Origin of the sequence: Cupriavidus sp. YR651 (assembly GCF_900101625.1) — a bacterium.
Lineage (GTDB): Bacteria > Pseudomonadota > Gammaproteobacteria > Burkholderiales > Burkholderiaceae > Cupriavidus.
In genome coordinates, this window is sequence record NZ_FMYZ01000018.1 from 1 (window position 1) to 14781 (window position 14781).

The 14781-nt window shown below is 61.3% G+C and carries 12 protein-coding genes and 2 pseudogenes; 5 read left to right on the top strand and 9 right to left on the bottom strand.

The features are described from left to right. A partial coding sequence (locus tag BLR29_RS32725) for a hypothetical protein (protein WP_218132728.1) occupies nt 1-459 on the top strand: 459 nt, incomplete at its 5' end. 617 nt (nt 460-1076) lie between these two features. Here the strand turns inward: BLR29_RS32725 and BLR29_RS28610 are convergent. The 4 genes from BLR29_RS28610 to BLR29_RS28625 form a co-directional block, all read right to left on the bottom strand. Then, a complete protein-coding gene (locus BLR29_RS28610; protein ID WP_092142430.1) occupies nt 1077-2075 on the bottom strand; it encodes an FAD:protein FMN transferase in 999 nt (332 codons plus the stop codon). Beyond that, nucleotides 2056-4263, bottom strand: a complete 2208-nt coding sequence (locus BLR29_RS28615) for a PepSY domain-containing protein (RefSeq protein ID WP_092142433.1) — start codon at nt 4261-4263, stop codon at nt 2056-2058. The genes BLR29_RS28610 and BLR29_RS28615 overlap by 20 nt, the downstream gene beginning before the upstream one ends. Nucleotides 4264-4288: 25 nt before the next feature. Next, nucleotides 4289-4756: a DUF2271 domain-containing protein gene (locus BLR29_RS28620; protein ID WP_092142436.1), complete on the bottom strand. Its 468-nt coding sequence runs from the start codon at nt 4754-4756 to the stop codon at nt 4289-4291. Nucleotides 4757-4868: 112 nt separating this feature from the next. Then, nucleotides 4869-5288, bottom strand: a complete 420-nt coding sequence (locus BLR29_RS28625; protein WP_369804733.1) for a PepSY domain-containing protein — start codon at nt 5286-5288, stop codon at nt 4869-4871. A 133-nt stretch (nt 5289-5421) separates the two neighbouring features. Between BLR29_RS28625 and BLR29_RS28630 the strand changes: the two genes are divergently transcribed. Continuing rightward, entirely contained in the window at nt 5422-6081 is a 660-nt protein-coding gene (locus BLR29_RS28630; protein ID WP_092142582.1) for a response regulator, read from the top strand. Between the two features lie 2 nt (nt 6082-6083). Then, nucleotides 6084-7454, top strand: coding sequence for a sensor histidine kinase (locus BLR29_RS28635; RefSeq protein WP_092142442.1), 1371 nt, complete (start codon nt 6084-6086; stop codon nt 7452-7454). Between the two features lie 134 nt (nt 7455-7588). On the opposite strand, the pseudogene BLR29_RS33035 reads toward BLR29_RS28635, so the two are convergent. The 5 genes and pseudogenes from BLR29_RS33035 to BLR29_RS28660 all read right to left on the bottom strand — a co-directional run. Further along, a pseudogene (locus BLR29_RS33035) lies at nt 7589-8168 on the bottom strand (cation diffusion facilitator family transporter); the annotation flags it as partial. 208 nt (nt 8169-8376) lie between these two features. Next, the gene (locus BLR29_RS28645; protein ID WP_176861087.1) at nt 8377-9537 is read right to left on the bottom strand and encodes an efflux RND transporter periplasmic adaptor subunit; all 1161 of its coding nucleotides are present in this window, start codon (nt 9535-9537) and stop codon (nt 8377-8379) included. Between the two features lie 31 nt (nt 9538-9568). Beyond that, the gene (locus BLR29_RS28650; protein WP_092142448.1) at nt 9569-11935 is read right to left on the bottom strand and encodes an ABC transporter permease; all 2367 of its coding nucleotides are present in this window, start codon (nt 11933-11935) and stop codon (nt 9569-9571) included. Next, a complete protein-coding gene (locus BLR29_RS28655) occupies nt 11929-12645 on the bottom strand; it encodes an ABC transporter ATP-binding protein (protein ID WP_092142451.1) in 717 nt (238 codons plus the stop codon). Before BLR29_RS28655 ends, BLR29_RS28650 begins: the two co-directional genes overlap by 7 nt. A gap of 74 nt (nt 12646-12719) precedes the next feature. Continuing rightward, nucleotides 12720-12986, bottom strand: a complete 267-nt coding sequence (locus BLR29_RS28660; protein ID WP_092142453.1) for a hypothetical protein — start codon at nt 12984-12986, stop codon at nt 12720-12722. Between the two features lie 648 nt (nt 12987-13634). Between BLR29_RS28660 and BLR29_RS28665 the strand changes: the two genes are divergently transcribed. Together BLR29_RS28665 and BLR29_RS32200 are read left to right on the top strand one after the other, a co-directional pair. After that, nucleotides 13635-14216 carry an NAD(P)H-dependent oxidoreductase gene (locus BLR29_RS28665; RefSeq protein ID WP_092142455.1) on the top strand — a complete coding sequence of 194 codons (582 nt, stop codon included), beginning with the start codon at nt 13635-13637 and terminating at the stop codon, nt 14214-14216. Nucleotides 14217-14297: 81 nt separating this feature from the next. Then, nucleotides 14298-14474: pseudogene (locus BLR29_RS32200) on the top strand (ABC transporter substrate-binding protein); the annotation flags it as partial. Nucleotides 14475-14781: the final 307 nt, after the last annotated feature.

Consider the following 14781-nt stretch of genomic DNA (forward strand, 5'->3'; position numbering starts at 1 on the left):
GGCACTGAATCGACACCGAAAGGAACGCCAGGCGCGACCTACGTATATGGACGCGACCAGGGCAGCCCACTGACCGTTTCCACACGGCCTCGGCCAGAAGCGGACGGTCGACAGTTCCGTCAAGATGGCCGAAAATTGCTCTATTCCTATCAGCGGGGTCGGGCAGATATCTTGAGTGTTAAGTCAGATCTCATACGAGAGAAGGTTCACGCAGCCGCTTATGCGGAAGCATATTCTGTCGGCCTCATGGCACTGGAAAATTCTCCGAACGACCAAGAAATAGCCGCCGCGTTGCACTATTTGACCGCAGAGCTACGTTGGGTCTGCATGGATCTGGCGTCGCGGAAGATTGACTACGGTCGCGAGTATTGCGTGCTTGAAAGTCTGCTGAGAGAAGCAAGCAAACTTACCGGCCAAGACTTGTATGGGCAAAAATTAGTCTCGCCGCCCAGTCAGTAGTTGTAAGGCTTCAAAAAATGCGGCGCGAGTGTCCGCTTCGATGCAAGCCGACAGACGGCTAAGGGTCGTTCTGCGACGGTCGCGGATTCACAGCGGCCTCGGCCTGAGCGATTTCTATCCTAAGCTGGTAGCTACCAGCTATCATTGAAGACGGGAGACGCCCTGCTGCGAGGTCTCGCGCGTCACCCTGGGCTGGCTCCACCGCGTCCGGCCAGCGCCACCGCCCGACGGCAATCCCGTCAAATAAGCTCCGCTCCCACACAAACCGCACGCCCGTGCCAACATTTGAAAACAGCTGGCGGTACGACATTTGCTTCCAGCCTAGACATTAAGTGTTGGCCGTTTTTTCTAATGTCGTATTTGGTATTGCGGCAACGCTAACGACCAGGCACTACGATCCTGCGTATTCACGATCCCAGCGAAAGCACTTTCACGACCGGACAAATCGACGCGTCATTACCGCCGATGACTTGTCGGAAGACAGTGTGGAGGCATTGGCCAGATACATTGTGGTAACGCTGGTGCCCGGGAAGCCCGCCAACCGCAGTTCGGATACCGCCATACGGCAATTGCCCTGCGAATAGTGACGCGGGAAGACAGCGCGATCGTGCCTGACGTCATAGATTGACGCGGGCGGGTCGTTTGGCAAAACAGCCGGTCCCGATCGTGCGTAGCGCATCGCCGTCGCGTACGACGAAGAGTGCGTCGAGGCACCGCCGCTGAGCATAATCTCGCCCCGCCTGCGCACCGAGGACCAGCAAGGCTGTCGCATAGGCGTCCGCGTCCGCGCATGTCGGCGCAATTACCGTCACCGACGCAACGGAACTGCACAGTGGCGCCCCGGTTCTGGGATCCATTGTGTGCGAGACGCGCGCACCGTCGATGTCAGCCCAGTGGCGGTAGTCGCCGGACGTCGCGATAGCGGCGTTGCTCAGTTCGATCACGCCCATTGCGGCGTGCCGCTCGTAGTCCGGCGTCTCAAGCGCGATCGCCCACGGCGACCCATCCGGTTTGCTTCCGCACGCGCGCATTTCGCCGTCGATGCCGACAAGCCATGAGCCGATCCCGTGCTCACTCAACACGCGCGCGAGTTCGTCGACGCCGAATCCCTTTGCAATGCCGCACAGATCCAGCGCAACGGGTTCCCGCCTGCGCACCCGGCACCGTTGCACGTCCACGTCTATCAGTTCGCTCACAGACGGGCATGGGCTCGCCTGCAACGTGTCCACCGCGCCTGGACGATGTGCACGCTGCTCGCCCGATGGCCCAAATCCCCACATACCCACAAGGTCGCCGACGCCGATGTTGAAGGCGTTGTGCGTATCGCTGCCAATCTCCAGCGCGCGTGCGAGTGTAGCCGCGAGATTCTTGGGCACCGGCACCCAGCAGTCCAGTTCAGCACGATTCAGCCGCGACAGGTCGGAGCTTTCCTTCCAGTTCGACATCTGCTCGTCAACCGCGCCAACCGCCGCAGCGAGCCGCGCGGCCAGTTCTTTTTCATCCGTCTTCGGCGACGCATGGAAGGCCGCCGTGTAGCGGGTTCCCATGGTCGCCCCGCTCACGCGCCAAAGCTTGAGTTGCGTGGCTGGCAACGCCTCAATAGACATCTTCGACATAGAGACCCTGCGCTCTCAGTTGTGCGACGGACAAGCCGGTATCCGTCAGAATACGTTCCCACGCCTGCGCGACACCCTCCGCCATCCTGCGGCCGCCGCACACCATGATTTGCGCGCCGTCCGTAACCAGGGTGCGCAGGCTCTGTGTATCGGCGAGAAGGCGCTCCTGCACATAGCTCCGGCTTCCGGAACGTGAGAAGGCAGTCGTGAGTGCCTGCAGCCGCCGGTCGGCTACCAGGTGCCTGAGTTCGTCGCGGTACAGGAAGCCATCTTCAGCATTGCGCGCACCGAAATATAGGTGCATCGGACGACGTGCCGCGTTGTGCCGGATAAAACCGATCAGTGGACCAATCCCGGTGCCCGCCCCGATCAGGACCACGGGAGCACTCCCCGTGCCCGGTCGAAAGCGCGCGTTCGGCCGCATGAACGCCTCAATCGTTTCGCCAGGCTGCAGGCCTGTGAGATAGCGGGAGCAAACGCCGTTCGGATGACGCCGCACACAAATCTCGACCAGGCCGTCCGCCGCCGCGCTCGCGAGCGAATAGTACCGGGGCGAGGTGGCGCCCGGCGGCACGACGCCGAGCAGATCCCCGGTCTCGAACCGAGGCAGCCGCGGCCGCAGCGCGGTGGTCCAGGATCTCGCGCCCTCGGCAGACATGAAGCGCAGCACCGAAGTCATGTCCTCTGGATCCGCACCATAGTCGTCACGTGAAACGAGCTTGAGCGGTATCGTGGGTCGCAGCAATGGCGTGTAGCGGAAGTCGAGCGAAACACCGAGCCGTTCGGCGAGCCCCGCGCACCACTGCCGGAATTCGGGTTCAGACTGCCGGTCAACCGTGCCCAGATCGGTCAGTGCTTCTAGTCCTTTGGCGGTCAGTGCGTCATGAACCGTTCGCGCATAGCCGCAAAAATGAGGAAACTGGCGGTCGCCGAAGCCCAAGACCCCGAACACCACCCCGCCAGGGACCGTCAGGCGCTCGAGCTTCGGCAGGAATCGTATAGCGCTCTCCGGTGCACAGCCGTCACCGGAGGTCGCAGTCAGGACCAGCAGATACCGCAGGCTGCGGCCGGCCGCAAGATCGTTCATCGGCGCAACATGCACGCGAAGGCCAGCCCGGGTCAGCGCTGCATGCAGCGCCGAAGCAAAGCCCCACGTGCTATTGCCCTCGGAGCCCACCAGCAATACAGTATCCGCGTCGCGTGCCGGCACGTTGCCGGCGAGCTTCGGCATGGCGCGTCGACGACGCAGCCACAGCAGCAGGCCGGATGCGGCCAGCAACGGCACCGACGCCGACGATGCGCCGAGGATCAGCCCAAGCCACCACAGTCCTTCGCCCGTGTGCAGCATGCGGACAACCCCGTGCACACGTTGCCACGCGTCGGCCGGCTGAAAGGCAAGCCATCTGCCCGACGATGGATCGACATAACCGGCGCCATCCGTCGTATTCACTTCGATGCTGCTGCTAGGGTCGGCCGCCTTGGCAAACGTCAGCTGACGCAGCCTGGAGACATCTATTGCCAGTGCGGGCATCTGCCGCAGTGGCATCGGGGGCGTGGTGATTGCCGGAACGCTGAGGGCGGGCTCCTGCGCGCCGCCTTCCGGGATCACGCCGAAAGTCGCCAACGACATGACGACCCCGGTCATCGCTGACAGTGTGAGGCCGGCAAGCGCAGCGCGTGCAGTTTCGTTATGCAGCCGCTGCACCCCGTCACCCCGGATCGGGGCCAACATGTGCTTCCACCCGCCCATCCGGCGTGCGAGCAATACAAGTCCGGACAACGTGGCGAACAGCATGATGGCAGCAGTTGCACCGATTGCGATCCGCCCAGCATCACCGAGAAAGAACTTACGGTGCAGGTTCTTCAGCCAACGCTCGATAGGCGAGGGGCGATAGTCGCCGACAGCCTTGCCGGTAGCGGGATCAATGATGGATGAACGCTGTTCACCGCCTGCCTGGTAGTACGCGATGATCGCCCCTGACGGCCTGCGTACGAGTGATTCGACGTCGGGCACCGAGGTGCTCACGCGGCTGGCGAGCGTTGCGACGCTCAGCGGAGCCAGGCCTGGGCGGAAAGCACTCGCGTGCTCAAGTGCCGGATTCACTGATAACGCCGCGCCTGTCAAGGCGGCGATCGTCATCAGCAATGCGGCGATGAGACCGGGGATTGAATGGAGCTTGCGTAACATCGGGCACCTCCTCGCCTGCCCATGATTACAGTGAATAGCGGAACGACTTCACATAGCCACTCCCCTTGACCGTCTTGTTCGCGCCCGAGCTGGTCAACGGCATGACGACCTCGGACGGGTACTCCTTCATGTCCTCGACCGCAGTGTCGATGTGGACCTCATATCCGGCGTCGAGCAGCGTGTCAGACAGATCCAACGTCGCACGCAGCGTCTTGCCTGCGCCGACGCTGGCGCCCGTAATGCCGTCTACCTTTGCGGTGCCGCCCGTGGCGCGATACCAGTCGCGCAGATGCCGGTAGTACTTGGTTTTGCGCCCTGCCACCCACAGGGTGCCCTGGTACCGTCCGGCGCGATCGGTGACATACATGGCAACGTAAGCGCCATCTCCCCCATAGTTCGACAACTGCGTTTCGAACGAGACCTGACGCGCGGATGCCAGTGAAGGCGCGGCAAGCGCGCCAGCAAGCATGGCGATCGGGAATGCGTGTTTCATCTGGATTCTCCTGATTCGGGCAAAAGGGGGGCTTCGCACCCATCGCATTGGCCTGCCACTGCTTCAGTAGGGTCAACGCCGATGAGGTACGCGGTGCGTCGGCAATAAGGGGTTAGCGGATCTGGACCTGGGGCTTCGCGTCTGGCGTCAGCAAGCCTTCGGGGGGGGCAGCCGGTGGCTTGCCAGTATTCGCGTCCGGCAGCCGTCCGCGTGCCCCGCCGTGGTCGGCGTCTTCACGCTTCATGCGGACGACGTCAAGTGTGACGGGATCAAGTTTTGCCTTGAAACGCCGGCCATCGGCATCATGCCCCTTGACCTCGTAGCAACCGTCGTCGATCCTGAGCCTGTCGATCTGCCAGCCTTTTTGCTGCGCCATCGTCCGGACAGCGTCACGCGGCTTCCAGGCGTTGACTGGCGCCTCGCAATCGTCGCTGTCGTGCGCCTGTGCGGGATGGATGCCGAAAGCGCCGGCAAGTGCAAACATCGTGAGCGCTAGGCTTCCGGCTCTTCGCAGGTGTTTCATGACCAATATCTCCCGTTCGCATCTTGGACTCCACAATGCACCTGAAACCTGAAGCCAAGCTTGCGGGCACAAGGAATTTTCTTCATGTTCGCGACAGGTTCACATGGCAAAGTCACGCAAGACACCCATCAGGAGGATCTTAATGAGAGTCCTTCTCATCGAAGATGAGCCTCGGCTCGGGGAGGCCGTTCGCGACCAGATCGAGAAAGACGGTCATCCGACCGACTTCGTGACCACCCTTGCTGAGGCCCGCCGACACCTTGCGGCGGCTAACTATGACCTGATCCTGCTCGATCTGCTGCTTCCCGACGGTAGGGGGCTCGACTTCCTGCGAGAGCTTCGCGCGGGTGGCTCGACCGTGCCCGTCATCATCCTGACAGCGCTCGATCAGGTATCGAACCGTATCGCCGGCCTGAACGCCGGCGCGGATGACTATCTCGTCAAGCCATTCGACCTGTCAGAGCTTTCCGCACGGGTGAGCGCGGTGTCACGCCGGTATTCTGGCAATCCGAATCCCCTCGTCAACCTCGGCGAACTGCGTATCGATACGGCGGCGCGCAGCGTGATGCGCGGTTCCGCGCGCATCGATCTGACGGCCAGTGAATGGGCGCTTCTCGAAGCGCTGATTCAGCATCCGGGGATGATCGTATCAAGGAGTCGACTAGAGGATCGCCTTTATTCCTTCAACGAGGAAATTGGCAGTAACACCATCGAGGTACATATGAGCCGGCTGCGCAAGAAGCTTGGTGTCGATGTCATCGAGACCTTGCGCGGGCTCGGCTATCGGTTGAAGCTGGACTGACCATGCTGCGCAGCCTGCAAGGCCGACTCGCGGTAGCCCTGGTTGCAGGGCTCGCTGTGCTGTCGCTCGCGGCCGCGGCCGCTTCATTTTACGTGCTGCGCCACGAAGTCGACCGGATGTCGGATAGTGCGTTGCAGGAAACGGCGCAGCGCCTGTTGCCGCTCGCCATCATGGATATCGTCAGGCGCGATTCGGATGGCGATGACGATAGCAGTCGCCGTATCGCAGCCGTTCGCCCACACGACGAATTGCTGACCTACGCGGTTCGCGATGATAGGGGCAGGCTGCTGCTGCGATCGCACGATGCCGATATGGCCGTCTTTCCGCCGGATCTGAAAGCGGGCTTCACTTCTACGGCGTCACACCGGATTTACGCCGAGCCTAGCTTGCAGGGAACGATCTCCCTGATGATCGCCGAGCCGCTCGCCACGCGCCGGCATGCAGTGATGGAAGCCGCGCTCGCGGTCGCCAGGGCCCTCATCCTGTTTCTGCCGGTGGGCCTGTTTGGCGTCTGGATAATTGTCCGCACCGGGCTACGGCCAATTCGACGCTTCTGCGGCAGCATCGCTGCACGCGGCCAGAACGACCTGACACCGCTCGAAAAAAAGGAGCTGCCGATGGAGGTCACTCCGATCGCCGACGCGGTCAATGACCTGATGGCTCGCCTTGACCGTGCCCTGGCTGCGGAGCGCGGTTTCACTGCCAATAGCGCGCACGAGTTGCGCACACCGATTGCCGCAGCACTCGCGCAGACACAGTGCCTCATGGCCGAAATGCCTTCCGCCGCCATGCGGGAACGCGTGCAGAATGTCGAAAGTGCCCTGCACACCCTGTCGCGGGTCAGCGAAAGGCTCATGCAACTCGCGAAGGCCGAAAATGGACGCGTGCTCGGAGACACGCCGCAGGACCTGCGCCCGGTACTGGAGCTTGTCGTCGAGGATTTTCGGCGCGTTGCATCTGCAAAGCCGATCCGGCTTGACCTGCCCGACCGACCCGTGCCGTCGTGGATCGATCCGGATGCATTCGCCATAGTCGTGCGCAATCTGGTTGAAAATGCGCTCAAGCACGGTGCGCACGAGCAACCGGTGAGGATTGCGCTGTCAAGTACCGGCACGCTCAGTGTGAGCAATCACGGACCGGTGCTGCCGGACGATGAACTCGAGCGCCTGACGAAGCCGTTCGAGCGTGGTGCAACCGCAGCCAAAGGCAGCGGGCTTGGCCTGGCGATCGTCGAAGCAATTGTCCGCGGGGCAGGTTCGGTCCTTACGCTGCGCTCGCCGGCGCCGGACTGGCAGGACGGACTGCAGGTGACCATCGATGGTTTGCCGCTGGCGTCCGCGAAGCCGAAGCGCGAGAAAGCCGGTCCAGCGTAATCAGTTGGGACGGACGTGGCGCGGGACAACCCGGAATCGACTGACCGGTACCTGGATCGATCCCGCACGCTGGAAGCTACGCAACGGATGACATCCGCAAGCGCAGATGGCGAACAATTCATATGTCGGTCACATCATGCATCGACCGGATCGACGTGTGTCATGACGTTGAGAACGTCTTTGCGGCTCATCACACGCCGCCTCGCCTCAAGCGCGATCTCATGCCCCTCCTTGACTCTCGCTGCTGCATTGATGTCAAGATGGACGTCCACCAGGACCATGTCGCCCATCTTTCAGGTACGCACATCGTGCGCACCAAGCACGCCTGGCGTGCTCCAGCATGGTCTTGCGAATCGCTATTACCGTCTCCGCGTCGATCGCGCGATCCATCAAGTCACGCAGGGCGTCGCGGGAAAACTGCCAACCCATCCTTGTCACCATCAGGCCGACAACCAGTGCTGCGATCGGATCCAGCAGGTGGTAACCCCTCGCATTGCCCAGGATCCCTAGTGCCACCACCAGCGAAGACGCCGCATCCGACCGCACGTGCCAGGCATTTGCAACCAGCATGCTCGACCTAACCCGTTCGGCGATCGCGAGCATGTAGCGGAACAACAATTCCTTGATCGCCGGCGCCCCCAGGGTAACCCAGAGCCCGATCATCCGTACCGGTTGGATCGATTCCGGATGCTCGAGCTTTAGCACGGCGTTCCATTCCCTTTCGGATTTGGTTTCGGACTTCGTTGTCCTTTATGCCGGCCACCATAGCAAGAAGGGTCCCAGCGAAACCAATGTTAGTGCCAACACGGCACCTCAACCAACCCAGGCCTACAGCGGCACCATGGGAAACAGCCGGTCATCGCTAGTCCGCGGTGCCAGAGAAATCGCAGCCGCTGTGGGGCACTTCAACCGATGCGGTGGACTAGGTGCCGGCGCGCACCTTGACACGCTGGCCATCGCGAAGGCTGCTTTGCGGGTATCGAACCACCTGTACGCTGTCGGCCAAGGAAGAAAGCAGTTCGACCTCATCCGAATTCCGGTGACTAATTCCGACCTCCGTCCTGCGTACCCGGCCGCCCTCAAGCCGAAACACACACCATTGGTCATTCCCGCAGCGGAATAGCGAACTGGCGGGCAATTTTCTTGCATGATCGGTCTGCCACAGGACAACGCTTGCGATGACGCGAAATCCGTCACCCAACCCGGAGGGGGGATCAATAACGTCTATAATCACCCGGGTTCGCTTTTCTTCTATGCCCAGGGCGGATACTTTGGTGAACGCATGGGGCTCCACGAGCCGAACCTCGCCTTGTACCACTTGCTCGCCGCCCCAGCCTTCCAGCCTCACGGGCATCTGCGGCCGCACCTTGACGGCTTCCGTTGACAGTAGCTCGACCACGATCTCCAGGTCATGTGGATTGCCGATCGTCAGCAGGGGCTCGCCCGCAGCGACAACCCGCTCGCTGCGCTCCGGAATGGATAATACGGCTCCGGCAAACGGTGCATGAACCGGCACGACCGGCCAGCGCCCACGTTTGTGCTCCTTGATGGCCAGCAGGCCGGCCTCCGCCACGCGGACCTCCTGCAAGGTGGTGCTGGCGCGGGCGCGCGCCGCGGCGAGATCATTGCCGGCAGTAGTGGTGGCGTTGGCGGCCTGCTCCCCTGCTTGAGGAGACAGGAAGCGCTCCCGCACTAGCCTTTCGACACGCTGAAGTTCGCGCTGCGCCTGGGCGTGGTCTTCGGCGGCATGCCGGACGCGTTCCTGCGCCTCACGGTATGCCGCACGCGCCGCAGCCACCCTTGCCTCGGCTTCCTCGCGCTCCTGGGCCGTCAGTGGCAGTGGCGCAAGTTCCGCCACCACTTCGCCTTCATGCACCCAGTCGCCCTCCCGCATGCTGAGCCGCATCAGTCTTCCGGCGACAGGCGCGGCAACAACGTAGCGCTCCTTGCTGCGGGTCTCGCCCTCCTCGGTTGTGATGACTGCCATCGCGCCGACGGACGGCAGTACGATCTCGACATCCACTGGCTCCGGCATCAGAAGATAGCCAAGGCCTGCCGTAACCACGACAGCGGTCACAATCACGAACGACTTGCCTCTTGACCACCGCATCGCCCTACTCTCTGGTTTTCAGCACTGCGATCAGGTCCAGCCGTCGCAGCCGCTGCTGGACAAGCAGTCCGGCCATGGCCGCGGCGCCGATAGCTGGCAGCAATGCCTGCACCAAGGTCTGCCTGCTCAGGCTGAGCGGGATGCGAAAGGCTTCGCGGTCGAACATGGGGACGAGCAAGGCGCACAAGCCATAGCCCACGGCGATGCCGACCGGCAAGGACAAGGCCGTCAGAAGGAATTGCTCGCCGAGCAGAATCCCCGCAACCTCCTGCCGGGAAAAACCGAGTACCCGCAGACTGGCCAGTTCATTCCCGCGCTCGGACAGCGCAATGCGAAAGTTGTTGTAAACGACTCCAACCACGATGACCGTGGCGAAGGCCGCCAGCACCAGACTGGAAACGACGAACGTCCGATCGAGCGTTTGTCGGATGCTGGAGATCACTGAGGAGCGTATGATCACGGAACTCACTACGGGCAGGACCTTGAACCTTTGGTAAAGGGATTGTGCCTTGTTGGCGTCGGCGCGGAGGTACGCCCCACTGATTGTGGGCGCCTCGCCCAGCAAGCGGGGCAACACGTTGTAGTCCACGTAGGCAGCGGTACCTAGAAGGTCGTCGACGACATCCGCGACCCGCATGACCAGACTAATACGGCGGCCCTCAAGCACTTCAACCTCAACAAGCTCGCCCACAGATAAGCCCAGCTCTGCCGCCAGTCTTGCCGAGAGCACAAGCCCGTCCGGCGCAACCGGATGACGTCCGGAGGTGTAGCCCGCAATCTCACGCAGCTCGCCCGTCGCTTCTAGACCTGTGATTTCAGTGCGTTTGGAGCGATTAGTCCTGCGCAACCATACCGGCACGTTTCGAAATGGCTCGACTCGCAGGACGCCCGGCATTTGGGCCAGGTCATGGACGACCCGCAGGGGGCGCGGCTCGTTGAAGATCAACGTCACATCTTCATGCTGAACGTGGCCGAACTGGAGATTGAGAATCGTATTGACACCATCGAGCCCGAACCGTCCGACGATGGCTAAACCCACGGCCAGCGCGATGGCGGCGATGGACATCAAAGCCTTGCCCGGCCTGCGAACCAGATTCCGCAAAATCAGGCGTAGGGGAATCGGCAGCGCCGCCAGGAGGCCTGCACGGTCGAGAATGCTCGCCCGGAAGCCGAGGGGTAACTCGGGACGCATCGCTTCAACCGGTGACAAGCAGCCTACGCGCAGGGCGGCTGATGCACTGCCCACGGAGGCCGCACACACACTCGCAATGGCGGCGCCGACCACGATCCCGGGGGAGACTTCTGCGTTTAGCATGGGGAAATGGAAATACTGGCGGTATAGGCCGACCAGTAATTTCTCCAGATACAAGCCACCGGAAACGCCGAGCAGCACCCCAAGCAATACCGTCGCCAGGCCAAGAAACACATATTGAATAGCCACGGTCCCGGTGCTATAGCCAAACGCCTTCAGCAAACCGATCTCAGCCCGATGCAAGGTGACAAGGCGACTCAGCAACGTATACAACAGGAACGCCGCCACCGCCAGGAATAGGGCTGGGACATAGTTGGCGATCACGCGGATCTCGTCGAGTTCATCGCTAAGGAATCGATTCGACTGTTGCAGCGTCCGTTCATACGCCCCGAGGCAGCCGTAACGGAGAAGCATCCGGTCCAGCCTTGTGACTACCTCCTTGGGGCGGGCCTCGGCATCAAGCAGGATGGCCAGATCATTGAAGCCCCCCTCCATATCGAAGGCGGATTCCATGGCGGCGTGCCCCATCCACATGACGCCGAATCGGCGGCTGTCCGGAAACACCATGCCCTGCCCTACCTCATAGACGTACTCTGGTGACACTCCGAGGCCAGTGATCGTCAACCGGCGGGCATGACCATTGAGTATGGCTGTTACGTGCCCCCCGACATCCAGTGCATTAGCATTTGCGAAGGCAACACTAAGGACGACTTCGTCGTCGCGAGAGGGGTCGGGAAGTCGGCCTCGTGAAACCCATAGCGCATTAATGCCGGCCTTGCCAGCGGCTGGCAGGGAAATTAGGCGCAGCGTGGCCGGCTCGCGCGTGCCCGGTACATCCGCATTGACGTCATGGACGATGCGCATGACGATTTCCCGCACGCCCGGGATGGCCCGAATGGGTCTTTCGAGGGAAACCGGCGCACGTTTCACATTGGCAAACACGTCGGCAAAGCGCTGCATCTCGTAGTAGCGGTCCTTGGCGGATGCAAGAGAGCGCCATGCCCCATTCATCGCGACCAGCACGGCTATGCCGCATGCGACGACCAGCGCCGCGGCAGCAACCTGGGCGCGAAGCCGCCACAACTCACGCAATAGCATGGTGAAGCGCGCTGCTACCATCGCAGCTCCGATGGAATTGCCCGGGTCGCATGCTGCTCAATCTCCGTGATACGACCACTGCTGATATGCAGCACGCGGTCAGCCATTGCAGCTATGGCTGTGTTATGGGTGATCACGGCAGTGATTGCCCCCTGCTCCGTATTTACGCGCTGAAGAACCTCAAGTACAAGCCTCCCAGTGCTGTAGTCCAGCGCTCCAGTCGGCTCGTCGCATAGAAGAATGTCTGGCTGTTTGACGACGGCACGGGCAATGGCGATGCGCTGCTGTTCTCCGCCGGAGAGTTGCGCTGGAAAGTGGTCCTTGCGCGCCGATAGCCCTACCAACTCAAGGGCATCGAGCGGATTCATGGGATGCTCGGCGATATCGGCCACCAGTGCGACGTTTTCCATGGCCGTCAAGCTCGGAATCAAATTGTAGAACTGAAATACAAAGCCGACGTGTTCGCGGCGATAAAGGGTAAGGCCTGCGTCATCGGCGTGTGCCAGGTCATGGTCCCGGTATTCGACGGTTCCGGACGTCGGGCGGTCCAGCCCGCCAAGAATATGCAGCAACGTCGATTTTCCGCTTCCGGATGCGCCCAACAGGACGACAAACTCCCGGTCATAAAGGTCGAGGTCCACACCGTTCAGCGCGTGGACGACTACCTCGCCCGTTTGGTACGTCTTGTTGACGTCGCGCACGCGAAAGAGCGGACTGCGATCATTGCGCATAACAGAGCGGGCCTCATTACTGGAGGTCAAACCGTATGGGATTCCCAGGCATTAGCTACTGGCAGCACCGGTCTTCACCAGAATGACTGGACATGGAGCATTGGAACAGCCGCTGCGCTCAGGATCTCAGTGGCGGAGCGCATCGTCCGGCCACTCTCGTCCGAGTGGCATGCTGCAAGGTCAGCGGTGCCGATGTAGGACTTCACCTCTCCCGACACGTCTGGCATGCAGTGAGCGAGGTGTACGAGCAATGGCCCCTCCAGCGATTTTCCGGCCGCCACACATTGGGCCGCCGCATCGCCGTACGCTGACCCATCGGCCGCAAGTACAATGGATTTCATCACATACTCCTTGGATCCCGAGGACAGCAACGATCGCATGTTGCGCCGCACAGCATTGCGAAACGCGACGGATCGCAGGTTTCCGCGGGCCTACCTCACGGCCATGCTCGTAAGGTAGGTGATGAATCATCCACGGACTTGGGCTGGATCAAAGATATAAGCTGCGTGGTTGTAGATCAGCCGAGCTTTACCCAGTCGGACGGTCAAGAAACCCTACGCTTGATAGCCATCCAATCGCCACCTGAGGGGGCGTCTGAGGGACGAGCCACGGTTCTGCGCCAGCCTCCGGCGATCCCACGAAGGGAGTTGACGCTGAATGCAAACCGTTGGCAGTTTGAGTCAGCCGGTCAGATCGCTGATGATCGACGTGACCGTAAAATCACCCTTCGACCCACGACAGCGCCAAGGGCGGTTCCCATCCTGAAATGGTTGATGATCCTCAACCATTGGAACGCTGACGCTGTCGGGGCGGGGACATTCAGGACTCGCTTGCCCTTGATCCAGCGCAAAGCAGTCACGGCCCTTCATTACTATTCACTATCCAAGTGCCCACTTTCGGGCGAACCGTGTACCCGATAGATTTGGCCTCTGGCACGGCGTGCAATAGCGCGTTGTACCGCTGGTCTCCCCAACAGCATCGCCCGCAGCATGTCCAAGCGCATCGTGATCATCCAGGGGCATCCAGACCCGTCGGGCCATCACTTGCTGCATGCGTTGGCCAACGCCTACGCTCTAGGTGCGACCACGGCGGGACACGACGTACGGCGCATCGAGGTGGCGAAGCTCGACTTCCCGCTGCTTCGCAAGCAGGCTGAGTTCGAGACTGGCGCCTTGCCTCCTGCTTTGGAGCAGCCAAGGGAGGACATGCGCTGGGCGGACCATTGGGTCTTCCTTTTTCCGCTATGGCACGGAACCATGCCGGCACTGTTAAAAGGGTTTCTCGAACACATCTTTCGGCCCGGCTTTGCCATGGATTACAAGAAGAAGGGATTTCCAAAACGACTGCTCGTCGGCCGCTCGGCACGCATCGTGGTGACCATGGGAATGCCCGCGCTGCTATATCGCTGGTACTTTGGCGCATACGGAGTCCGCGGCTTCGAGCGCAGTATGCTGAGTTTCGCCGGGATCAAGCCGATCCGCGAAAACCTCTATGGGCTAACCTTTGCAAACGAGAGCAGACGTGCCCATTGGATGGAGAAGATGCGTGCATATGGCGCGAGCGGGACCTGACCGGAGCGTGGCGGACACATGCGTTGGATGTCCACTTCCTGGACGGTTGCCCCTCGTTGTGGTGGCTCCCTGCCACCGGCCGAGGGCTTGGCGCCGCCCACGTCGTGGCAGGATCTGGCCGATCCCAAGCACACGAACAAGGTGGTGCTCCAGTCGATTCCGTCGTCGACATTCGGGTTGCATGGCTTCCTGATGCTCAACCGCATCAAGGGGGGCAACGAGTCGAACGTAGAGCCGGGTTTAGTGTGGTCGAATACGAGCGCGGTACGCATCTCGGCGTGACTAGCAACTTATCGAATCAGGTTGCAGATTCAACTGGTCGATGCAGCAGATTGATGGAATGGTTCGGCCGGAGAAGTCCTTCGGCGCCTCAGGTGTTCCATGCCGGTCAAGATCCGTCGGGTCATCCCTCAAACATTTTGAGCCCTTACGCATGAAGGCAAACCGATAACGCTTTCGACAATGATTTTCGTTACGCCTCATTGAAGCGATTCGCCACTCGAAAGTCGTCTCGGTAAAACACTCCAGTTATCCCATAGACCCCTTACGGAACGGGAATCCGCTC

Bases quoted from the DNA above. Each gene is read 5' to 3' on its own strand.
- BLR29_RS28630 (WP_092142582.1), top strand. From the start codon at position 5,422: ATGAGAGTCCTTCTCATCGAAGATGAGCCTCGGCTCGGGGAGGCCGTT.
- BLR29_RS28620 (WP_092142436.1), bottom strand. From the start codon at position 4,756: ATGAAACACGCATTCCCGATCGCCATGCTTGCTGGCGCGCTTGCCGCG.
- BLR29_RS28610 (WP_092142430.1), bottom strand. From the start codon at position 2,075: ATGTCGAAGATGTCTATTGAGGCGTTGCCAGCCACGCAACTCAAGCTT.
- BLR29_RS28650 (WP_092142448.1), bottom strand. From the start codon at position 11,935: ATGGTAGCAGCGCGCTTCACCATGCTATTGCGTGAGTTGTGGCGGCTT.
- BLR29_RS28665 (WP_092142455.1), top strand. From the start codon at position 13,635: ATGTCCAAGCGCATCGTGATCATCCAGGGGCATCCAGACCCGTCGGGC.
- BLR29_RS28635 (WP_092142442.1), top strand. From the start codon at position 6,084: ATGCTGCGCAGCCTGCAAGGCCGACTCGCGGTAGCCCTGGTTGCAGGG.
- BLR29_RS28655 (WP_092142451.1), bottom strand. From the start codon at position 12,645: ATGCGCAATGATCGCAGTCCGCTCTTTCGCGTGCGCGACGTCAACAAG.
- BLR29_RS28660 (WP_092142453.1), bottom strand. From the start codon at position 12,986: ATGAAATCCATTGTACTTGCGGCCGATGGGTCAGCGTACGGCGATGCG.
- BLR29_RS28615 (WP_092142433.1), bottom strand. From the start codon at position 4,263: ATGTTACGCAAGCTCCATTCAATCCCCGGTCTCATCGCCGCATTGCTG.